The organism is Streptomyces sp. NBC_00096 (assembly GCF_045041305.1).
GTDB lineage: Bacteria > Actinomycetota > Actinomycetes > Streptomycetales > Streptomycetaceae > Streptomyces.
Map to the genome: position 1 here is coordinate 3,395,768 of NZ_CP108221.1, position 21,732 is coordinate 3,417,499.

Annotated in this window: 20 protein-coding genes; 9 read left to right on the forward strand and 11 right to left on the reverse strand. The window is 72.5% G+C overall.

The annotated features are described in order from the left end of the window. Positions 1-37 precede the first annotated feature (37 nt). The 6 genes from OG904_RS14845 to OG904_RS14870 all read right to left on the reverse strand — a co-directional run bounded on the left by OG904_RS14845 (position 38) and on the right by OG904_RS14870 (position 7,408). Positions 38-2,893: an FtsX-like permease family protein gene (locus OG904_RS14845; protein ID WP_405491064.1), complete on the reverse strand. Its 2,856-nt coding sequence runs from the start codon at positions 2,891-2,893 to the stop codon at positions 38-40. Further along, the gene (locus OG904_RS14850; protein ID WP_405491066.1) at positions 2,890-3,621 is read right to left on the reverse strand and encodes an ABC transporter ATP-binding protein; all 732 of its coding nucleotides are present in this window, start codon (positions 3,619-3,621) and stop codon (positions 2,890-2,892) included. Before OG904_RS14850 ends, OG904_RS14845 begins: the two co-directional genes overlap by 4 nt. Positions 3,622-3,653: 32 nt before the next feature. Continuing rightward, on the reverse strand, positions 3,654-4,346 hold the full coding sequence (locus OG904_RS14855) for a PadR family transcriptional regulator (RefSeq protein ID WP_405491068.1): 693 nt from the start codon (positions 4,344-4,346) through the stop codon (positions 3,654-3,656). 163 nt (positions 4,347-4,509) lie between these two features. Further along, complete coding sequence (locus OG904_RS14860) at positions 4,510-5,022, reverse strand: hypothetical protein (RefSeq protein ID WP_405491070.1); 513 nt, start codon at positions 5,020-5,022, stop codon at positions 4,510-4,512. A 170-nt stretch (positions 5,023-5,192) separates the two neighbouring features. Beyond that, positions 5,193-5,615, reverse strand: a complete 423-nt coding sequence (locus tag OG904_RS14865; RefSeq protein ID WP_405491072.1) for a hypothetical protein — start codon at positions 5,613-5,615, stop codon at positions 5,193-5,195. Positions 5,616-5,722: 107 nt separating this feature from the next. Then, entirely contained in the window at positions 5,723-7,408 is a 1,686-nt protein-coding gene (locus OG904_RS14870) for a protein kinase domain-containing protein (RefSeq protein ID WP_405491074.1), read from the reverse strand. Between the two features lie 262 nt (positions 7,409-7,670). Here OG904_RS14870 and OG904_RS14875 point away from each other — a divergent pair, with 262 nt between their 5' ends. Next, complete coding sequence (locus tag OG904_RS14875; protein WP_405491076.1) at positions 7,671-9,218, forward strand: protein kinase domain-containing protein; 1,548 nt, start codon at positions 7,671-7,673, stop codon at positions 9,216-9,218. Positions 9,219-9,307: 89 nt separating this feature from the next. On the opposite strand, the gene OG904_RS14880 is transcribed toward OG904_RS14875, so the two are convergent. Continuing rightward, positions 9,308-9,724 (reverse strand): pyridoxamine 5'-phosphate oxidase family protein, encoded by a 417-nt coding sequence (locus OG904_RS14880; protein WP_405491078.1) that lies wholly within the window; start codon positions 9,722-9,724, stop codon positions 9,308-9,310. A gap of 198 nt (positions 9,725-9,922) precedes the next feature. After that, a complete protein-coding gene (locus tag OG904_RS14885) occupies positions 9,923-10,585 on the reverse strand; it encodes a response regulator (protein WP_405491080.1) in 663 nt (220 codons plus the stop codon). Between the two features lie 325 nt (positions 10,586-10,910). On the opposite strand from OG904_RS14885, the gene pdhA reads away from it, so the two are divergent. From pdhA to OG904_RS14910, 5 genes are all read left to right on the forward strand, one after another. After that, complete coding sequence (pdhA, locus tag OG904_RS14890; RefSeq protein ID WP_405491082.1) at positions 10,911-12,122, forward strand: pyruvate dehydrogenase (acetyl-transferring) E1 component subunit alpha; 1,212 nt, start codon at positions 10,911-10,913, stop codon at positions 12,120-12,122. A gap of 5 nt (positions 12,123-12,127) precedes the next feature. Continuing rightward, positions 12,128-13,108: an alpha-ketoacid dehydrogenase subunit beta gene (locus tag OG904_RS14895; RefSeq protein ID WP_405491084.1), complete on the forward strand. Its 981-nt coding sequence runs from the start codon at positions 12,128-12,130 to the stop codon at positions 13,106-13,108. 29 nt (positions 13,109-13,137) lie between these two features. Beyond that, positions 13,138-14,562, forward strand: a complete 1,425-nt coding sequence (locus tag OG904_RS14900; RefSeq protein WP_405498019.1) for a dihydrolipoamide acetyltransferase family protein — start codon at positions 13,138-13,140, stop codon at positions 14,560-14,562. A gap of 127 nt (positions 14,563-14,689) precedes the next feature. After that, entirely contained in the window at positions 14,690-15,631 is a 942-nt protein-coding gene (locus OG904_RS14905) for a GNAT family N-acetyltransferase (protein ID WP_405491086.1), read from the forward strand. 141 nt (positions 15,632-15,772) lie between these two features. Continuing rightward, positions 15,773-16,522 (forward strand): hypothetical protein, encoded by a 750-nt coding sequence (locus tag OG904_RS14910; protein WP_405491088.1) that lies wholly within the window; start codon positions 15,773-15,775, stop codon positions 16,520-16,522. A 42-nt stretch (positions 16,523-16,564) separates the two neighbouring features. Here OG904_RS14910 and OG904_RS14915 read toward each other — a convergent pair whose 3' ends face one another. After that, the gene (locus OG904_RS14915) at positions 16,565-16,981 is read right to left on the reverse strand and encodes a PPOX class F420-dependent oxidoreductase (protein ID WP_405491090.1); all 417 of its coding nucleotides are present in this window, start codon (positions 16,979-16,981) and stop codon (positions 16,565-16,567) included. Positions 16,982-17,051: 70 nt separating this feature from the next. Continuing rightward, on the reverse strand, positions 17,052-17,411 hold the full coding sequence (locus OG904_RS14920; protein ID WP_405491092.1) for a winged helix-turn-helix transcriptional regulator: 360 nt from the start codon (positions 17,409-17,411) through the stop codon (positions 17,052-17,054). A 98-nt stretch (positions 17,412-17,509) separates the two neighbouring features. On the opposite strand from OG904_RS14920, the gene OG904_RS14925 reads away from it, so the two are divergent. Beyond that, the gene (locus OG904_RS14925) at positions 17,510-18,166 is read left to right on the forward strand and encodes an FMN-dependent NADH-azoreductase (RefSeq protein ID WP_405491094.1); all 657 of its coding nucleotides are present in this window, start codon (positions 17,510-17,512) and stop codon (positions 18,164-18,166) included. A gap of 305 nt (positions 18,167-18,471) precedes the next feature. On the opposite strand, the gene OG904_RS14930 is transcribed toward OG904_RS14925, so the two are convergent. After that, a complete protein-coding gene (locus tag OG904_RS14930; RefSeq protein ID WP_405491096.1) occupies positions 18,472-19,692 on the reverse strand; it encodes a DUF1266 domain-containing protein in 1,221 nt (406 codons plus the stop codon). 100 nt (positions 19,693-19,792) lie between these two features. Here OG904_RS14930 and OG904_RS14935 point away from each other — a divergent pair, with 100 nt between their 5' ends. Together OG904_RS14935 and OG904_RS14940 are read left to right on the forward strand one after the other, a co-directional pair. Next, on the forward strand, positions 19,793-20,314 hold the full coding sequence (locus OG904_RS14935; RefSeq protein WP_405498021.1) for a GNAT family N-acetyltransferase: 522 nt from the start codon (positions 19,793-19,795) through the stop codon (positions 20,312-20,314). A gap of 105 nt (positions 20,315-20,419) precedes the next feature. After that, positions 20,420-21,649 carry a monooxygenase gene (locus OG904_RS14940; RefSeq protein WP_405491098.1) on the forward strand — a complete coding sequence of 410 codons (1,230 nt, stop codon included), beginning with the start codon at positions 20,420-20,422 and terminating at the stop codon, positions 21,647-21,649. Positions 21,650-21,732: the final 83 nt, after the last annotated feature.

A 21,732-nucleotide genomic window follows, 5' to 3' on the forward strand; every position in this document is an offset into this window, starting at 1 on the left:
ATCCGCCGTCCGCCGCCGTCGTCGGTCCGTGTGCCGGTCAGACCTCGCGCCGTGCCAGCGCACCGCTGGAACGCGTGACCAGGGCCGCCAGCAGGGCCGCGCCCACCGGGACCGCGATCAGCAGACCGGCCAGCGTCGACCACGGCACCGCGATCGGCATGTACGGCACGGTCTCGGAGGCGGCCGAGTAGCCGTTCTCGATGCCGTGGCGGATCATGTCGGCCGCGGCCCGCCGCTCGGTGAGCCGCAGTCCGACGGCGGGCAGCAGGCCTGCCGCCGAGCCGAGGACCACGCCCATCAACGCGACCACCCCGCACTGGAAGCCGCTGAGCGTGCGCCGCACCCGCGGGGGTGCGCCGACCGCCGCGAGGGTCTTCAGGTCGCCTTCGGCGTCGGCCTGGGCCAGCCCGGTGGCGATGCCGGCCGCACCGATGGTGACCAGGCCCGCGAAGACGGTCAGGGCGAGCATGGCCAGGCTGTCGTCGCCCTCGTAGCCCTTCTCGATCTTCATGGCCGTGTCCAGGCCCATCTTGTCCAGGGCCCCGTCCAGACGCTGCCGCTGCTCGGAGCTCGCGCCCCCGTCGAGGGTGAAGTACGAGCCGAAGGGGGCGGTGGCGATCCCGGCGGCCTTGGCGGCCGAGGCGGGGAGCACCAGCTCCAGGCCGTAGCCCTTGGCCGACTCGGGGGCCTGGTAGGCGGCGAACACCTTGTCCTGGCCGGGTGCCGGCTCGCCGGGCGCGTAGCCCTCGGCGGGCTCGTCACGGCCCATGATCAGCCGGACGGTGACCTTGTCGGCCTGGACGTTCTGCTTCTTGAAGGAGACGGCCTTGCCCGCCTTCAGCGCGGCCACCGCACCCGGGTCCGCGGTGGCCAGGACGGTGAGCAGCTTCTCGTCGGCGACGACCAGGGGGATCCGGACGCCGAAGGGCTGGTCCTTGCACCGCCAGTCGTTGCGCAGTTCCCTGCGCTGTTCCAGGGTGAAGGAAGCGGGTCCGTTCTTGGCCGTGTAGAGGGGGCAGCGCTGCTCCTTCGGGATGACGATCTCGGCCCGTCCGCAGTCCTGGCTGGTGGTGTACCCGGAGCAGCCCGGCTTGCCGACGACCAGACGTTCCACGTCGGCCCGTACGTCCAGCGGGAGTTCCTTCGCCAGGGCCTCCCGCATCGAGGGCACGTCCCGGAACGCGGAGTTCTCGCTCGTCTCGATCAGCCCGGCCCCGTAGGGCAGTTCGGCGACGTACTCGTGCCGCGCCTGGGTCTCGTGGCTGTGCTGGTACGTGGCCACCGCGACGGTGCCGGCGACGGCGGCCAGGACGGCGGCCACGGCCGGGGCCGTACGCCCCCGGTTGCGGACGGCGTCGCGCAGCGCGAGCCGGGGCGACAGCGGCAGCCATCGTCCGGCCCGCCCGAACAGGCCGACCAGGGTGGGGGTGAGGGCGACGATGCCCAGTTCGGCAATGGCGCTGCCGCCCGCGACGACGGTGGAGCCCATCTTGGAGACGGTTCCGTACAGGGCGATGACCGTGCCGCCCGCGATGGCGAGCAGGCCGAGGACGGGCAGTATCCGGTTGGCCCGGCGCACGCCGCGGCGTCCGGTCAGCGAGGCGAGCACGGTCTGCCGGGAGGCGGTGACGGCCGGCACGATGGCGGCCAGCAGCCCGGTCAGGACGGCGAGCAGGCCGATGCCGAGCAGTTCCAGCGGGCGGACGTCGAAGCCGCCGAAGCGCTTGCCGATCGTCTCCTCGAGCACCGGCCGCAGGCCCACGGTGAGGGCGATGCCGATGGCGGTGCCGATGACGGCGGCAGCGGCGCCGATGACCAGGCCGCCGGAGAGCACGATGGCCCGGATGTGCCTCCGGTCGCCGCCGTTGGCGCCGACGAGGCCGAGCTGGCGCCGCGAGCGCCGGGCGCCGACCGCGAAGGCGGGTCCGGCCAGCAGGCAGATCTCCAGCATGGCGAGGCCGACGACGGTGGAGAGGACGGCGAGTTCGGTGGCTCCGACCAAGCTGCCGGACTGGTAGCGGTCGCGCGGCTGCTGCGTGAAGAGCGGCACTTCGGAGTCGGCGGGCGGGTTCAGCAGGACCACGCGCGATTCGATGAGGAGGGACTGGGCGTTGGCCTGCTTGACCAGGTCCCAGGTGAAGCCGGCGCCGCCGACCTTCACCAGGTACTCGTCCTGGGTGCGCACGCCCGGGCTGCCGGCGGCCTTCATGTCCCGGTCGAGCGGGGCCAGCAGGGTGCCGGGCGGGGCGAGGAGCTGCGGCTGGCCCAGCGCGTCGGGCAGCTCGTAGGCGCCCACGATCTTGTACGAGGTGGTCGACTCGCGCGGGACCACGCTGGAGCCGACGAAGTACCCGGACTGCTCCAGGAAGGAGGTGCTGGCGATGATCTCGCCCGCAGTCTGCGGCAGCCGGCCGCGCTCCAGCGTCCACAGGCCCTTGACCAGCGGGCTCGCCGGGTCCACTTCCCGCAGCTCGGTCTGCAGGATCCCGTACCGGGTGCGGACCTTGCCGTAGGACTTGCTGTCCTTGACGGACTGGGCTCCGGCCGGGAGCGGAGGCGCGGGCTTGTTGGCGCTGTCCTCGTTCCCGCTGCCGGGGCCCGGCTCGTACTTGTCGTAGCCGCCGACCGGGGCGTAGCTCTGCGCGTCGGGGCTCTGGTAGATGGCCGTGCCCATGTGGGGGTCGCTGACCTTGGCGTCGGCCGCGCCGAGCAGCCGTTCCATGCGCTGCTCTCCGGAGAGCTGGGAGCTGCGCACGGTGAGGTCGACGGCGCTCACACCGACGATCGGCAGGGCGATCATGGCCAGGACGAGGGCGCTGCGGCCCTTGGAGCGCCAGGCATCGCGGCGGGCTATCCGGATGGCCGCGATCCAGGAGTGGTACGAGGAGATCACTGAGCGGCCGCCTGCCCGGTGAGCAGGGAGTCGGCCCGGCTGCGCAGGGTCTCGTCGACGACGCTGCCGTCGCGCAGGAACACCACGCGGTCGGCCCAGGCCGCGAACCGCGGCTCGTGCGTGACCAGGATTCCGGCCGCGCCGGCCTCGCAGCGCGAGCGAAGCAGGGCCAGTACGGATTCACCGGTCTCGGAGTCGAGGGCGCCGGTCGGCTCGTCGGCGAGGACCAGGCGGCGGTCGCCCACCAGGGCGCGGGCGATGGCCACGCGCTGCTGCTGGCCGCCGGACATCTCGTCGGGGAAGCGGTCGGCGAGCTGTCCGAGGTTCATCTCCTGCAGGGCCGCGAGCGCGCTGGTGCGGGCCTTGCGGGCGGAGATGCCGTCGAGTTCGAGCGGCAGGGCCACGTTCTCGGCCGAGGTGAGGGCCGGGATCAGGTTGTAGTCCTGGAAGACGTACCCGATGCTGCGGCGGCGCAGTGCGGCCAGCTGCTTGCGGCTCGCGGTGGTGATGTCGGTGCCTTCGACGATCACCCTGCCGCTGCTCGGGATGTCGAGTCCGCCGGCGAGGGTCAGCAGCGTGGATTTGCCGGACCCGGAGGGGCCCATGACCGCGACGAGTTCGCCGGGGTACACGGAGAGGTTGATTCCGCGCAGGGCGTGCACCTCGGTGGCGCCGCTGCCGTGCGTGCGGACGAGCTGGTCCAACTGCAATACGGGCTGGTCAGGCATGAAGGAGTCCCCCCTGGGACGTGGAGCGGTGTTCAGCCCCGCCGCGTGCGGGCGGTACGGGGAAGCAGCCGGTCGGTGGTCGGGTTCGGGGTCGTGGTGGTGGTCGTGGTCGGGACGGCGGTGCCGGTGGACCCGACGGTGGTCTCGGGCGGCTCGGCCTCGGCCGGTGCGGGCTCCGCGAGCGCGGAGAGCCGTACGAGCCGGGCCTCGGAGTGGTCCAGCCAGCGGGCTTCGGCCTCGGTCTGGAAGATCAGCTGTTCCAGGACCAGCAGCCAGGCGATGTCGTCGCGCTCGCTGCCGCGGCCGGTCTCGATGGCGGTGAGGGCCTGGGCCTTGAGCCGGGTGTAGTCCTGCATGGCGTGGACGGTGGCGTGCCGCTGGGCCTGGATGACGGCGCGGATGTCCACGCCGGACGAGCCGACGGCCATGGCGAGTTTGATGGCGAGCTCGTCGCGGGGTGGATTGGTCCGGTCGACGGGGCGCTCGTACCACTCGCGCAGTTCGGAGCGTCCGGTGTCGGTGATGGCGTAGAGGGTGTGCCCGGCGGTGTCCTCGCCGCCGGGCGCGACGAGGCCGTCGCGCTCCAGCCGGGCGAGTGTGGTGTACACCTGCCCGACGTTGAGAGGCCAGGTGGAACCGGTGCGGGACTCGAATTCGGTGCGCAGCTGGGAGCCGTACCGGGGGCCCCGTTCCAGCAGGGCGAGAAGGCCGTGGCGGATCGACATACTCAGTATGTATACCGAGTATGCCCGCGGCCGCAACCACCCTGAGGCCTATACCGGAAGGGGGAGGCGCTCTCCGGGGTCCGTCCCGGGAGGGAGTCCGGAGTGGGTCGGGGGCGGGTTCGGAGAGGGTTCGGAGCTGGTTCGGAGGGGGCCCGGGAAGGGGTCAGTGCCCCCGGCGCAGCCGCAGTCCCATGTAGCCGAAACCCAGTCCCATCAGGGCGAATCCCGTTCCCAGCGGCAGTATGTGCGCGGCCAGATCGGCGGCCCGCTCGTTCGGCTCGGAGCCCAGCGCGCTGACCACCGGAGGCGGGGAAGGGGGCACCGGAGCCTGCGGGACCGGTTCGGTGCGCGGGCGCACCGGGACGGGCCGCGCGGCGAGCACGGTCTCGGGATTGGCGGGCTCGCCCACCGGCCGGCCCGGCCGTTCCCGCCCGGCCCCGGCGGCGCTCCCGGCGAGATCCTCGAACGACCGGTCCGCTACGTCGGCCACGGGCGCGGGAGCGCCGGAGAACCCGGTGACGGGGGTGGCGGCGACGGGAGCCGCGGGAGCCGCCCAGGCCGTGCGGGCGATGGTGGAGACGTGCCCCGGCCCGGCGTGCGCGGGCGCCGCGACCAGCAGCGTGGCGGTTGCCATCGCTGCCCCGGCGGTCCAGCGCAGCGCGCGGGCGTAAGTCACGGATTCAGATTTGCATAACCGGACAAAACCGGCATCCTGTGCGGGCCGTTCGGGATTCCGGGGGATTCCGGGGGATTCCGGGCTGTCGACCGGGCCCTAGATGGGGTCGTCTACCGGGCCGGTTGCCGGGCTGTTTGCAGGGTCGCCTACCGGGCTGTCCACCGGGCCGTTCAGAAGTACGGGTTCCGCACGGATCCGGACCCGCACAGCGACCGGTAGCCGGCGTCGTTGAACGCGGCCGCCTGCACGCCGACCCGGTCGATGCCCCGGTCGTCCTGGAGGTTGGTCTCCCAGGTCTGGCTGCTCCCGTGCCCGCGCCGGTTCAACCGCCACGGCCATTCGTGCGAGTGCCCGGAGCGGTCCACGGTGTAGAGCTGGACCCCCGCGACGCGGGCGTCGTCCGCGGTGTCCACGGAGGTGAGCTTGACGTGGACGATGAAGACGCCGTTCACCCACGTCCAGTCGGCGCTGCCGTAGGCACCGGCGCTGTCGCAGCTGGACGAGGCTCCGGCGGCCGTGGCGGGCGAGACGGCGAGCGCGCAGGCCGCGACCGCGGCGGCGGCCGTGGTCAGGATGCGTACGAGGTTGCGCAAGAGGACTCCCGGAAGATCGGCGGGTGTGTCCTGCGCGTATGTATCAGAACCGGCGCCCGGCGGGCGAACTCCGGTTCATCAACCCGTGGCGCGCCCCTGCGGCGGCATCACTCCGGGTCGCCGGTGGAGATGTACAGGGTGAAGGTGGTGTTCTTCGGGTCGATCTTGGCTCCGGCGGCGGGCATCTGCTCGATGACCGTCCCCTCGCCGTAGACCGCTTCGTCCTTGGGCGTCGCCTCGTACTTCCAGCCGCCGGCCCGGATGCACGCCTTCACCGAGACCTGGTTCATGTACCGGAAGTCCGGCGCCGACACCTTGGTCGCGTCGGTGGCGTCCTTCGAGGGCGACTTGCACTTGGCCTCGTCGATCACCTTCGTGGTGTCGGGCCCCTTGTGCCCGGTCTTCGCCGGACCGGATGCCGCCGTGGAGGAGCCCGGGCTGGCCGTGTCGCCCTTGTCCTTGTCCCCGCCCAGCTGGAAGGCCCCGATCACCCCGCCGACCACCAGCAGCGCCACCACGACGGCCCCCACCACGAGCTGGGTGTTCTTCTTCCCCGGCGCGGACGGTGCGGACGGGGAGGCCTGCGCGCTCTGCGGCGACAGCGCGTACGGCGGCGGGGTCGGAGCCGAGTACGGCTGCGGGGTCGGCGGCTGGGGCTGGTGCGACTGGTGTGACTGCTGCGGGTACCCGTACGCCCCGGACGAGGGCGCCGGAGTCTGCGCCGGAGCGTACGGGGACGGCGCCGGGGTGTACGGGGACTGGTACGGCTGCTGCACCGACTGCGGCGGCGCCGGAAGACCGGAGTCCACCGGCGGGAACACGGCCGAGCCGAGCCCGGCACCGCTGTTGGTGGGGTGCGAGCCGGGGACGATGACGGGGGCCCCGGTGTGCCCGGCGCCGGCCACCCGTGCGACCTCGTCGAGCATGGCGGCGGCGGTGGGGAAGCGCTCGTTCGGGTTCTTCTTCAGGGCCCGCGCCACCAGAGCGTCCATCGCCGGGGTGACCGAGCGGTTGATCGAGGACGGCGCGACCGGCTCCTCCTGCACGTGCGCGTACGCCATGCCCAGGGCCGAGTCCGCGATGAAGGGCACCCGCCCGGTCAGCAGCTCGAAGAGCATGATGCCGACCGAGTACAGGTCGGAGCGGGCGTCCACGGCGCGGCCGAGCGCCTGCTCGGGCGAGAGGTACTGCGGGGTGCCGACGACCATGCCGGTCTGCGTCATCGAGGTGACCCCCGACTGCATGGCCCGGGCGATGCCGAAGTCCATCACCTTGACGAGCCCGCGCCGCGTCATCATGACGTTGCCCGGCTTGATGTCGCGGTGGACCAGCCCCATCTCGTGGCTGCTCTCCAGAGCGGCCAGGACGTCGGCCGTCACCTTCAGCGCCTTGTCGGCCGGCATGGCCCCGTACTGCCTGATGTCCCCGTCCAGGACCGAGCCGAGCGGCTGGCCCTCGACGTACTCCATGACGATGTACGGCATGACCGCGCCGTCGGCCGCCGAGGGGTCGGCGAAGGAGACGACTCCCTCGCCCGTGTCGAACACCGAGACGATGTTGGTGTGCGACAGTTTCGCTACAGCCTGGGCCTCGCGGCGGAAGCGCTCGCGGAAGGACTGCTCGCGCCCGAGCTCGCTGTGCAGGGTCTTGATCGCCACCTGCCGGTCGAGCGCCGAGTCGTAGGCGAGGTAGACGGAGGCCATGCCGCCCTCACCGAGCAAGTCCCTTAGCTGGTAACGGCCACCGGCAAGAGAGCCGCCCGCGTACTGGCCCTGAGTGCCGTCCTGGCTCATGACTGTTGCTTCCCCTCGGGATGTGTCCCTACGCCTCTGGCTGAGCGCATGTCGGCCTCAGTCTGCCGGAGGGCAAGCACACGTCAAGCCAGGTTCCCGTTCCGTGACCACAAGGCCACAGGGGGTCCTTGTCCGAACGGTGAGCGGTTGTGAGGCTGTAGCGTTCGTCGGAGCACACGACGAGGACCTACCGCTGAGCGGCGGCCGAGACAGACGACGGTGAGGACTGATGGCACCCGAACCCGAGGGAAGCGGCGCCGGGATGGCCGAAGGTCCTGAGCACTGGGGCGCGGGCGGCCTGGTGGGAGACGGCCGTTACCGGCTGACCCACCGTCTCGGACGCGGCGGCATGGCCGAGGTCTTCGCCGCCGAGGACGTCCGGCTGGGCCGGACCGTCGCCGTGAAGCTGCTGCGCCCGGACCTCGCCGAGGACCCGGTGTCCAAGGCCCGCTTCACGCGCGAGGCGCAGTCGGTCGCCGGCCTCAACCACCATGCCGTCGTCGCCGTGTACGACTCGGGCGAGGACCGGGTCGGCCCGAACGTCGTGCCCTACATCGTCATGGAGCTGGTCGAGGGCCGCACCATCCGCGACCTGCTGATCAGCGCCGAGGCCCCGGGCCCCGACCAGGCGCTGATCATCGTGTCCGGCGTGCTCGAGGCGCTCGCGTACTCGCACCAGCACGGCATCGTCCACCGCGACATCAAGCCCGCCAACGTGATCATCACGGACACCGGCGCGGTCAAGGTGATGGACTTCGGCATCGCGCGCGCCCTGCACGGCGCGCAGTCGACGATGACCCAGACCGGCATGGTCATGGGCACGCCGCAGTACCTCTCGCCCGAACAGGCCCTCGGCAAGGCCGTGGACCACCGCTCCGACCTGTACGCGACGGGCTGCCTGCTCTACGAACTCCTCGCGCTGCGGCCCCCGTTCACCGGGGAGACCCCGCTGTCGGTGGTCTACCAGCACGTGCAGGACGCGCCGATCCCGCCCTCGCAGCTGCCGGAGGGCCACCAGATCCCGCAGGAGCTCGACGGGCTCGTCATGCGCTCCCTGGCCAAGGACCCGGACGACCGGTTCCAGAGCGCCGAGGAGATGCGCGGGCTGGTCCAGTACTCCCTGCAGATGCTGCACGACCAGGGGCCCAACACCGGCACCTGGAACACCGGTCCGGTCACCATGGCGCTGCCGCACGGGCGCGGCCCCTCGCAGACCACGGCCATGCCGATGCCCGGCCAGGGTCAGCCGCAGTACGGCTCGCACTCCACGACCTCGCAGTTCCAGCAGCCGATGGTGCCGCCGCTGAACCCGGACGACGGTTCGGCCTACCCCGGCGGTGGCGGCAACGGCCGCGGCCAGGGCGGTGGCGGCTACGACGGCTACGACGGGTACGACGACCGCTCGGGCGGCGGCCGCTGGAAGCTGTGGCTGTTCGCGGTCCTCGCGGTCCTCGCGGTCGCGGGCGGCGTGGCGTACGCGGTCAACGGCTTCGGCGGCAAGGGCCAGACGCCGAGCACGCCGCCGGCGTCCTCGGTCTCCTCCTCGGGCGATGCGACGCCGGACAGCCCGTCCCCGGACACCACCCCGTCCAAGTCCTCGTCGGAGAGCTCGTACTCCTACTCGCCGAGCCCGAGCCGCAGCAAGTACACGCCGAGCTACTCGCCGTCGTACTCGCCGTCGAGCTCCCCGTCGGATTCCGCGTCGCCCTCGCACTCGGCGTCGCAGACCCCGTCGAAGTCCTCGTCCCCGAAGCCTTCGAACTCGAAGAGCCCGGACGACCCCGGTGGGAACGGCAACGAGGCGCAGTGACCCCGGGTCGTACGGTCTGACGCACGCGAACGGCCCGGCGGAATTCCGCCGGGCCGTTCGCCGTGGGACCGAAGTCCCGCGGGGGTCGCTCAGAGCGCGTGCTGGTACTGCCGGTCCAGATTGCCCGCGAGGGTGTGCACGGTGACGAGGTGGGGCTCGATCCGCATGTAGACGGGGTCGAAGACCGCGCCGTCCACGAAGTGCGGACCCGGGCCGAACAGTTCCAGTTCGGCGGTGGTGGGTTCGACGATGTTCGCGGTACCGGTGAACTGCACCGACCACAGATGCGGCTCGTTGGAATTGAAGTTGTCGGCGCCGTAGGAAACCACGCTGCCGTTGCAGGCGTGGTGGTAGCCGAAACCGGCGTGCATTCTCAGGACGACCTTGCCGTTCACCACGATGTGGCGCGCGACCGCGAGGAAGGGCAGCGCGCGCATGCTGGTGGCGGCCCGGCCGTACGGCACGCGGCGCAGCAGTTCGATGGCGTGGAGTTCCTCTGGGGACATGTCATCCACTTTCCGGTACCGACACGGTGCCGGAAAAGAGGAGCCCGCCCCGCACATCGGGGACGTAGGTCCCGAATCAAACAGCGCGCCCCGTGGAATCGTGCAACCACGGGGCGTGACGCTGTGTAGCGAATGCTCGGTCCGAGGGGGACCGGTTCGGCGAATGCTCAGTCCGAGGGGGACCAGTTCCGAGAGGGACTAGTTCCGCTTCTCGGCCTGTAGGCGGGCCACGTACGCGGCGGCCTGGGACCGGCGCTCCATGCCCAGCTTGGACAGCAGGCTGGAGACGTAGTTCTTGATGGTCTTCTCGGCCAGGTGCAGGCGCTCGCCGATCACGCGGTTCGTCAGGCCCTCGCCGATCAGGTCGAGGATCTTGCGTTCCTGCTCGGTGAGGTTCGACAGGCGGTCGTCGCCCTTGCCGTTCTTGCCGTCGCGCAGCCGCTCCAGCACCCGGGCCGTGGCCACGGGGTCCAGCAGCGACTTGCCGGCCGCCACGTCCCGTACGGCGTTGAGCAGCTCATTGCCGCGGATCGCCTTCAGCACGTAGCCCGAGGCACCCGCCATGATCGCGTCGAACAGCGCCTCGTCGTCGGCGAACGAGGTGAGCATCAGGCACTTGATGTCCTCGTTCTGGGAGCGCACCTCGCGGCACACCTCCACACCGCTGCCGTCGGGCAGGCGGACGTCGAGGACGGCCACGTCGGGGCGGGTGGCGGGGATGCGGACCAGTGCGTCGGCGGCCGTACCGGCCTCACCGACGACCTCGATGTCGGCTTCCATCGACAGCAGCTCGTGAACACCCCGGCGTACCACTTCGTGGTCGTCCAGGAGGAATACCTTGATTTTTCCGTTTTCGCGCACGAACTCAGTTTCACACACTCACCCCTTCCCTGCCGGTGACGACCGGGATAACGTGCCGTTGTTCCGGCCCCCTGCAAGGCTGTGACCAGTGGTTGTTCCCGGTTCCGCCGATTTACTTGGAAATCCAAGCAAAATCGCAGGTCAAACGGGGTTTCGCAGTTATGCGACGCACTGGGTAACGTGCATTGCGCAGGGCACTCGCCGGGGCACCTGTCACGCCTGAATCCCAGACCCGAAGCGCACCCACCCCGTGCGCGGGCAGAGATACAGGTGAGCCGCACTGGTCCCCGGAGAACCCGGGTGCCGGACCGACGGAGGAGCAATCGTGACCGTGGAGAGCACTGCCGCGCGCAAGCCGCGACGCAGCAGCGGCACCAAGCGGGCGGCAGGCGCGGCGAGCGCCGCCAAGACCCCCGCCGCCGCCACCGCGCAGACGCATGACGCCGAGCCCCAGTTCGTACAGCTGCTGACGCCCGAGGGGGACCGGGTCGACGTCGCGGACAATCCCGACGTCGCGGAATTCGCCCCCTACGTCGCCGACATCACCACCGAGGACCTGCGCGGTCTCTACCGCGACATGGTCATGACCCGCCGCTTCGACGGGGAGGCGACCGCCCTCCAGCGCCAGGGCGAGCTGGGCCTGTGGGCCTCGCTGCTCGGCCAGGAGGCCGCCCAGATCGGCTCCGGCCGGGCCCTGCGCGACGACGACTACGTCTTCCCGACCTACCGCGAGCACGGCGTGGCCTGGTGCCGCGGGGTCGACCCGACCAACCTCCTCGGCATGTTCCGCGGTGTGAACCACGGTGGCTGGGACCCGACCACCAACAACTTCCACCTGTACACGATCGTCATCGGCTCCCAGACGCTGCACGCGACCGGGTACGCGATGGGCGTGGCCAAGGACGGGGCCGACTCGGCCGTCATCGCCTACTTCGGCGACGGCGCCTCCAGCCAGGGAGACGTCGCGGAGGCCTTCACCTTCTCGGCGGTCTACAACTCCCCCGTGGTGTTCTTCTGCCAGAACAACCAGTGGGCGATCTCCGAGCCGACCGAGCGCCAGATGCGCGTGCCGCTGTACCAGCGCGCCAAGGGCTTCGGCTTCCCGGGCGTCCGGGTGGACGGCAACGACGTGCTGGCCTGCCTGGCGGTCACCCGCTGGGCGCTGGAGCGGGCCCGCCGGGGAGAGGGACCCACCCTGGTGGAGGCCTTCACGTACCGGATGGGCGCGCACACCACCTCCGACGACCCGACGAAGTACCGGCGCGACGAGGAGACGGCGGCCTGGGAGGCCAAGGACCCGATCCTGCGCCTGAAGGCCCACCTGCTGGCCACCGGAGGCGCCGACGAGGCGTACTTCGCGGAGCTGGAGGCCGAGAGCGAGGCCCTCGGCAAGCGGGTGCGCGAGGTCGTGCGCTCGATGCCCGACCCGGACACCATGGCGATCTTCGAGAACGTCTACGCGGACGGGCACGCGCTCGTCGACGAGGAGCGCGCGCAGTTCGCCGCCTACCTCGCGTCCTTCGAAGGCGGGGAGTGACCGTCATGGCCGTACAGAAGCTGACCATCGCCAAGGCGCTCAACGACTCGCTGCGCAAGGCCCTGGAGCAGGACCCGAAGGTCCTGATCATGGGCGAGGACGTGGGCAAGCTGGGCGGTGTCTTCCGCATCACCGACGGACTGCAGAAGGACTTCGGCGAGGAGCGGGTCATCGACACGCCGCTCGCCGAGTCGGGCATCGTCGGCACCGCGATCGGCCTGGCCCTGCGCGGGTACCGGCCGGTCGTGGAGATCCAGTTCGACGGGTTCGTCTTCCCGGCGTACGACCAGATCGTCACGCAGCTCGCCAAGATGCACGCGCGCTCTCTCGGCACGATCAAGATGCCGGTCGTCATCCGCATCCCCTACGCGGGCGGCATCGGCGCGGTCGAGCACCACTCGGAGTCCCCGGAGACGCTGTTCGCGCACGTCCCGGGCCTGAAGGTGGTCTCGCCCTCGAACGCCAGCGACGCCTACTGGATGCTCCAGCAGGCGATCCTCAGCGACGACCCGGTGATCTTCTTCGAGCCGAAGCGCCGCTACTGGGACAAGGGCGAGGTCGACGTCGAGGCCATCCCCGACGCGCTGCACGGCTCGCGGGTGGCCCGCGCGGGCACCGACATCACCCTTGCGGCCTACGGGCCCATGGTGAAGGTCTGCCTGGAGGCCGCCGCGGCCGCCGCAGAGGAGGGCAAGTCGGTGGAGGTCGTGGACCTGCGCTCGATGTCCCCGATCGACTTCGACGGACTGCAGGCCTCGGTGGAGCGCACCCGGCGGCTCGTGGTCGTCCACGAGGCCCCGGTGTTCCTCGGCGTGGGTTCGGAGATCGCCGCCCGCATCACTGAGCGGTGCTTCTACCACCTGGAGGCGCCCGTGCTGCGGGTGGGCGGCTACCACGCCCCGTACCCGCCGGCCCGCCTGGAGGACGAGTACCTGCCCGGCCTGGACAGGGTGCTCGACGCAGTCGACCGCTCGCTGGCGTACTGAGGAGAGCCGTGACCATCCGCGAATTCAAGATGCCCGACGTGGGCGAGGGCCTCACCGAGGCGGAAATCCTCAAGTGGTACGTCCAGCCGGGTGACACCGTCACCGACGGACAGGTCGTCTGCGAGGTCGAGACGGCGAAGGCGGCCGTCGAGCTGCCGATCCCCTTCGACGGGGTCGTGCACGCGCTCCTCTTCGAAGAGGGCGTCACGGTCGACGTCGGCCAGGTCATCATCTCGGTCCGGACAGGTCCGGCGGACGAGGCTCCGGCCGCGGCCGCCGCCGCTGCCCCGGTCGCCGCCGCCCCGGTCGCCGCCGAGGCGGAGCCCGAGGCTCCTGCGGCCCGCCAGCCCGTCCTGGTCGGCTACGGGGTCTCCACCGCCTCTACGAAGCGCCGCCCGCGCAAGGCTCCGCAGCCCGCGCTCGCCGCGCAGAACGGCACGGGCGTGGCCCAGGCGGCCCCGGCCGCCGCGGTGCCCGCGGCCCCGGTGACCCCGGTGGCCCCGGCCGTCGTGGTTCCGGCGCAGAACGGCTCCGCCGGCTCCGGTGCCAGGGCGCTGGCGAAGCCGCCGGTGCGCAAGCTGGCCAAGGACCTCGGCATCGACCTGGCGGCCGTGGTCCCGACCGGCGACGGCGGGATCGTGACCCGCGAGGACGTGCACGCGGCCGCGGCCATCGCCCCGCAGTCCGTGGCTCCGGCGGCCCCGGCTCCGGCCCCGGTCCAGGCCGTGGCAACCGCCCCGGCGGCGGTACCGGCCAGGGAGACCCGCATCCCGGTCAAGGGCGTCCGCAAGGTCACCGCCCAGGCCATGGTCGGCTCGGCCTTCACCGCGCCGCACGTCACCGAGTTCATCACCTTCGACGTGACCCGGACGATGAAGCTGGTCCAGGAGCTCAAGGCGGACCCGGACCTCGAGGGGCTCCGGATCAACCCGCTGCTCCTGATCGCCAAGGCCGTCCTCGTGGCGATCCGCCGCAATCCCGAGGTCAACGCCTCGTGGGACGAGGCGGCCCAGGAGATCGTGCTCAAGCACTACGTCAACCTGGGCATCGCCGCGGCCACCCCCCGGGGGCTCATCGTCCCGAACATCAAGGACGCCGACGCCAAGACGCTCCCGGAGCTGTCCGGGGCCCTGTCCGGGCTGGTCGCCACGGCCCGCGAGGGCAAGACCTCCCCGGCCGACATGCAGAACGGCACCATCACCATCACCAACGTCGGCGTCTTCGGCGTCGACACCGGCACGCCCATCCTGAACCCCGGCGAGTCCGCGATCCTCGCGGTCGGCGCGATCAAGCTCCAGCCGTGGGTCCACAAGGGCAAGGTCAAGCCCCGCCACGTCACCACGCTGGCGCTCTCCTTCGACCACCGCCTCATCGACGGCGAACTCGGCTCCCGCTTCCTCGCGGACATCGCCGCCGTCCTGGAGCACCCCCGCCGTCTGATCACCTGGTCCTGACGGCCACCGGAAGACCGGCCTGCGGGCAACCGCCCGGAGGCCGGTCCTCCGCCTTTGACCTGTGAAATCCCTGCTGACGTGCGCAAATGCCTTGGGGAACACCCCCCGGCGATGTGATCATCGGCCCATGCGCTTCCGCTCTGCCCTCGCAGACCCCACAGACCTGGACCGTGCCCTCGCCTACCCGGCAGACGGCCCCGTCCCCGCCCTCACCCCCGAGAAGATCCGCGAGGAACTCGCCGCGAACCAGATGCGTCCCGAGTGGACCTGGATCGCCGAGGACGAGGACGGCGAGATACTGGCCCGCGCCCTGTGGTGGGGCCGCGGCGACAGCGAGCGGCCGGCCGTGCTCGACTGCCTCCAGGTACGGAGCTCCGTGGCCGACCCGGCCTCCGTCGCCGCCGGGCTGCTCGCCGCCGGGCACGAGGCCTTCGGCAGGCTCCCCGACTACAACATCTCGCTGCCGCGCGACTGGCGCACCGCCCCCGGCGGCCTGGCCGACGCGATCGCCTGGCGGCAGGAGGCCGCGTACAAGACCGGTCTGACCCGCGAGATCGAACGGCTCCGCTTCGAGTGGACCCCGGCCGCCGGTACCGCCGCGCCCACCGGCCGCCTCGTCTTCCGCGAGGGCACCGACGAGGAGTTCCTCGACGCCTTCGTCCGGCTGTCGGCCGGCAGCCTGGACCTGCACACGCAGAACGAGCTGCGCACGATCGACGCCGAGGAACTGGCGCGCGACGACATCGAGTTCTACACCGACTGCCCGGGCGAGCGCTCCTGGTGGCGCCTGGCCCACCTGCCGGACGGCACGCTCGCCGGAATGGCGATCCCCTCCGCGACCCCGTACCACCGCAACGTCGGCTACCTCGGCGTCGTCCCCGAACAGCGCGGCCAGGGCCTGATCGACGAGATCCTCGCCGAGATCACCCGCTTCCACGCCTCCGAGGGAGCCGAGCGCATCACCGCCACCACGGACACCGTGAACGCGCCGATGGCCGCCGCCTTCACCCGCGCCGGCTACGAGGTGACCGAGATCCGCCTGGTGCTGGAGTCATCCCAGGACGCCTGAGGGGAACCGGCGGGGCCCCGCGCAGCGTTTCCCCTCGAGGCCGCGGTGCGCGCGGCACGGGAAGCCTTCCGGAAGCGGGGAACCGGCCGGAGCGGGAACTGAAACGCGGTAGCCTCCCGGGCCTGGAGAGGGGTGGGGCGGGTGTCCATCGCCGAGTTGCAGGTGTACGCCGTCGAGGCGGCCGATGCCACGGGTGGCGTGTGCGTGGTGCGGTGCGTCGGCGGAGTCGCCCGGCCCGGGCAGGTCTACGCGGCCGGGGAGCTCCGGCTCGGGCTGCGCCGGATCGAGCGGTACGGGCGCACGGTGGAGTGCTTCGGGGCCGGCCGCGTGGCCAAGGTCCACCTCACGGGGGCGGTGGTCGCGCTGCTCGCCCGGGGGCAGGTGCTGACGTACGTACCGCCGGGCGGGCACGCGCTGGCGGAGGTGGAGGCCTGGCTGGCCACCGGGCCGTCGCTGCTGGAGGAGCCGCATCCGGGGCCGCTGCGGGCCCTGGCGACGGCCCGGATGCAGGACGACGCGCTGCCCGACGGGATGCGGCTGCGCTGGGGCCGGATCGCGCTGGCGGCCCTCGACCGGGCCGGGCGTCCGGAGGAACAGCCCTACGTACGTGCCTACTTGATCCAGTGCTTCGGCCCCGGCGAGGACGGGGATCCCGACCGCGACCCCGCCGCGCTCTGCCGGGACGTGCTGGCCCGCTTCGGCCTGACCCCGGCCCAGGCGGCCGGGCAGGCCCGCGCCTGGCGGGACCTGCCGCGCCCCGCCATCCAGCACCTGCGCCGCATCAAGAACCTGATCCCCTGCATGGACCCGGCCCGCCCGCACCTGGCCGCCACCGACCCCCTGGCCGCGGCGGCCGACGCCTGGACGGCGCTGAGGCCCCGGCTGCCCTAGGCCCCGGCCGCCCTAGGCCCCGGCCGCCCAGGACCCGCTGCCCTAGCCCTGGCGGGCCGCGTTGCCGAGCACCTTGGCCGGGGTGAGGCGTACGACGACCCGTACTTGCTCGGCCGGGGCGTTCGCGTAGGCCTGGCCCGCGCCCGGACCCTGGTACTCCTCCGCGATGCGGACGGCCACGGCCCGGCCGGTGTCCTCGGTGACGGTGGCGGTGCCGCGGATCTCGGCGTAGAGGAAGGGGTTGGCCAGGTCGAAGACGGTGAGGCCGATGCGGGCGTCCCGCGCGATGTTGCGTTCCTTGCGGCGGCCGCGTTCGGTGGAGATCAGGATCTGGTCCCCGTCGCGGGTCACCCACACCACCGAACTCTGGGGACTGCCATCGGGGTTCAGTGTGGCCAGCACCGCCGGGTGCGGGGCGTCGAGCAGCTTGCGTACCGTGTCGTTCAGCACAGAAGTCATGCGGGGAACGGTAGTTGGGATGCCGGCCCGCGCGCGCCCGGTTCGGCGGATGCGCGGGGACTAGGGCAGGTCAGCAGGTGCCCTCGCCCTTGAGCAGGCACTTCTCCGCCCACTGGCCCAGCTCCGTGAGCGCGGGTTTCAGCGCGGCGCCCGAATCCGTCAGCCGGTAGGCCACCCGCAGCGGCGGCCCTTCGTCCACCTCGCGCAGCACGAGGCCGGCCGCGCCGAGCTCGACCAGCCGGTCGGACAGCATGCGCTCGCTGATGCCGGAGATGGACCTGCGCAGGTCCGCGAAGTGCACCGGGCCCGCCATCAGGGAGGCCAGGATCACGCCGGTCCAGCGCTTTCCGAGCAGCCCGAAGACCTGCGTGATGCCGTCGCTGACCCGGCTGCACGCCTCTGTGTCCTGGTGCTTCCCCTTGTCCGCCATGACCCCAGGGTACTACCCGCGCCTTAGGGGGTGAAAAAAAGTAAGTGACTGTGTTATCAATAGTGACGTACGAAAAAGCACTCTCTCTGGAGGTTCCCATGGCCACCCTTCTGCACCTGGACTCGTCCCTGAGCCCCGCCGCCGGTTCCGCCTCGCGTGCGGTGACCGCCGCGTTCCGCCAGGCCTGGGAGGAGCAGCACCCCGAGGGCACGGTCGTCTACCGCGACCTGTCGGCCGCCCCCGTCCCGCACCTCGACGGCCTCGCCGCGTCCGCCGCCTTCACCGACCCCTCCACCCACAGCCCCGAGCAGGCCGCGGCCTTCGCCGAGCGGCTGAAGCTGGTGGCGGAGCTGGAGCAGGCGGACGCCGTGCTGATCGGCGCCCCGATGTACAACTTCGCGATCCCCTCGACCCTGAAGGCCTGGCTCGACCAGGTCATCGTGATGGGCCGCACCGCGGGCCCCGAGTCCCCCCTCAAGGGCCTGCCGGTCACCGTCGTCGCCAGCCGCGGCGGCTCCTACGCCCCGGGTACCCCGCGCGAGGGCCTGGAGTACGTGCAGAACTACCTGGAGGGGCTGCTGACCTCCATGTTCGGTGCCGAGGTCGACTTCATCGTCCCCGAGCTGACCCTGGCCGCGAGCAACCCGGCGATGGCCGAGCTCATCCCCCTCGCGGAGGCCTCGTACGCCAAGGCGGTCGCGGACGCGGAGACGAAGGGCAAGTCCCTCGCGGCGCGCGTGGCCTCGGCCGCCTGAGCCTCACGCGGTGCCGGCCGGGGGCGTGGCAACCGGCCGGAACGCCCGCCGCGGATACCGGAGACGGCTGCGCGAGGGCCCTCCTCCTCTTCGGGGGGCTGGGGTCCCTGCTGATGCCGGACGCCGGGGCGGACGGGCTGGACGCCGACCTCACCCCGGGCTTCGCCGGACCGGTCGCCGACCTCCGCGGCGACGCCGCGTCCGTCGTCCGGGCCGCCATCGGACTTCGGTCTCGTCTTCACCGCCTACGGCCGCGCCCTGTACGACCGCCTCGGCGCGGCCGTCCGGCAGCAGACTCCGGGACCCTAGGCCGTCCCCCGCCAGGGGATGTTGCGCCAGGGGCTCGCCGGTTCCCCGGTCAGGGTGAGGTGCGTGGCGAGCGTGCCCGCGTACCAGTCGCCGAACTCCTCCTCGTCGAAGTGCAGGCACCGCCCCAGCGCGTACCCGGCGGAGAACTCCTCCCAGGAGCGGTACACCCCGCGGGCCGCCTCCCCGGCGCGCAGTACGCCGCGTTCGGCGTCGGCGAGCGTGCCGTAGCGGGCGCCCAGGCCCCAGCGGGCCATCTGGGAGGCCCGGCCGTGGTCCCAGCCCTCGACGGAGCGGACCCAGTCCCCGTCGGCGAGCAGTCCGTCCGCGCGGAAGCGCTGCTCGTAGCGGGCGATCCGGCCGATCAGCCGCTGCACGCCCGCGACCTCGCCCTCCACCTCGGCGGTGGGGCGGGGCTCGGCGACGGTGACCCCCTCGGGGGTGAGCTGCGGTTCGGCGGCCCGCTCGGCGCTGCGGCGCAGGGTGGAGGCGGCGGCGTGCCGCCAGTGCTCCACGTCGACGGGGCCGGCGAAGTCGGAGGCCAGGACGCGGCGCACGCGCAGCGCGAACTCCCAGACGGGGCTGACCATGTCGGCGCCGAGCATCCCGCGCAGGACCTCGTGCCAGCCCTCGGAGGTGGTGATGCCCCAGCTCTGGCGCAGCCGTTCGCGCTCGCGGGTGTAGCCGTTGCCGTGGTAGGCGAGGGCGTTCCAGAACTCCCCGTTGGAGACGGCCAGATGGGCGCCGACGGCGAGTCCGTGCGCGACGGGCCCGTGGAGCGGTCCGCCGGTGTGCAGGGAGTGCACGGCTCCGGGGGCGAGGCCCCAGACCGGGGCGACGGCGTCCCAGTGGGCGCGCCAGCGGGCGCGGTCGGCGGGGGTGGTGGTGAGGTAGGCCTCGGCGGGGGAGCCGGGGTTCACGGCGAGGTGGGGCGGGTCGGCGGAGTCCCAGGCGTTCGCGAACCAGGCGAGGGACCGGGGGAGGTACACGGTGTGCGGGTCGGGCGCGGGCAGCATGCCACGGGTGAGGACGACGAGCGCGCCGCGGTCGGGGGTGGGGTGGAAGCGGGCCTGCGTGGGCTCGGCGTCGACCTGGGCGCGGTACTGCGGCAGGAACAGCTCGCTGCGGGCGAGTGCGTCGAGGTAGCCCGGCCAGTCGCCGCGCGCCTTGGCCTCGTAGAGCTCTCGCTCGATCGCGCTCGGCGCGGTCCAGGTCCCCATGGGGAGACTTTATCCGGCCCTTCCGAGCGCTTGTTCGGCCCGTGTCGGATCTACTGTGCGGGTGGAGAATCCTGAAGAAGATGCCGTCAGCCGGCACCACGTGGCCGCCCTCGAAGCCGGAACCATCAGCACCGGCCGCCTGACGCTGCTGCCCCTGCGGGCCGAGCACGCCGAGGAGGTGGCCGCCGTGCTCGGCGATCCGGACCTGCACACCTTCATCGGCGGCGCTCCGCTCACCCCGCAGGCCCTGCGCACGCGCTACGAACGCCTGGTCGCCGGCTCGCCGGACCCCGCCGTGTCCTGGTGCAACTGGGTGGTCCGGCTCGACGCCGCGGCCCGTCTGACCGGCACGGTCCAGGCCACGGTCTCCGCCTCCGCCGACGGGAGCGGCGGCCTCGCCGAGATCGCCTGGGTCGTGGGGACCTCCTGGCAGCGGCGCGGCATCGCCACCGAGGCCACCCGCGCCCTGGTCTCCTGGCTCGCGGCGGCCGGGGTGCGCACGGTCGTCGCGCACGTCCACCCCGACCACACGGCGTCCGCCGCCGTGGCCACCGCGGCCGGGCTCACCCCCACCGGTCAGTGGCACGACGGGGAAGTCAGGTGGCAGCTGACGACCGGCTGATCGCGTCTCCCGTACGGCGTGGCCGGATCCGCACGGTCCGCCCGCACCCGGAACGCCAGTAGGGTGTCGGGCCCCGGGGGACTCGTCGCGGCAGAGGGAGCGGCCATGCGGAGCGGTACGGGTACGGTCGCGGTGATCGGCGGTTCCATCGCGGGCTGCGCGTTCGCCTCGGCGGCCGCGCGGGCCGGTGCGGCCCGGGTGGTGGTGCTGGAGCGCACGCAGGGACGGCTCGCGGACCGCGGGATCGGGCTGTGCGTCCACGACGACCGCGCCGCCGAACTCACCGCGACCGGGGCGCTGCCCGCCGGGATCCCCGCGCACCCGCTGGCCCGGCGCCGCTGGGTGGTCCGCGATGCGGTGGCGGGGCCGGCCGGGCGGGTGATCTGGGAGCAGCCGTTCCCGTTCCACTCCTACCACTGGGGCCTGCTGTGGCGCGGGCTGCGGGAGGCGACCCCCGACTCGGTGGTCTACCGGCAGGGCGAGGGCGTCACGGAGGTGGCACCGGCGGCGGGCGGAGTCGAGGTGCGGCTGGCCGGCGGGGCCGTGGAGCGGTACGACCTCGCGGTCGGCGCCGACGGCTACCGCTCCGTGGTGCGCGAGGCGGTCTGCCCCGGATCGCGGCCGCGGTACGCCGGGTACGTGTGCTGGCGCGGGCACTTCGACGCCCGGCGGCTGGACTCCCCGGCGGCGGGCGGCGCCGACTGGCCCTCCGACGCGGTGAGCACGGTGTGCTTCCCCGGCGGGAGCTGCGTGATCTACCGGATCCCGGAGCCGGACGGCGGGCTCCGCGTCAACTGGGTGCTGTACGCCGTCCCGCCGCCCGCGGCCGGGCTGCGGCTCGACGACCCGACGAGTTTCCCGCCGGGCACGGTGACCGGGGAACTGGCCGCCCACCTGGCGCAGTTGCTGGAGCGGGAGTTCCCGCCGTACTGGGGCCGGGTGCTCGGGCTGACGGACCCGCAGGACGTCTACGTCCAGCCGATCTACGACCTGGAGACCGACCGCACCACCGCGGGCCGCTGCCTGCTCGCCGGGGACGCCGCGTCCGTGGTGCGCCCGCACAACACCAGCGGGGCGGCCAAGGCGCTGCAGGACGCGAGCGCCTTCGAGACGGCATGGCGCCGGGCCGGTTCGTGGGAGGAGCTGCTGGCCGACTACCAGGACGCCCGGGGCGGTGCGGGGCGGGAACTGGTGGCCCTGGCCCGGCGGCTGGGGCGGGCCCAGGTGGAGCGGACCCCGGACTGGGGGGCCATGGGGGCCGGCGAGGCGGAGGCGTGGTGGCGGGGCCAGCTGGCGGGAGCGGCGGACATCGGCGGCCAGGCGCTGGCCCCGTAGCCGCCCGTAGCCGCCCGTAGCCGTCCGGGCAGGCCCCGGCCCGGACTGTCCGCCTGACGGTGCATCGCCCGAGGGTGATGGTG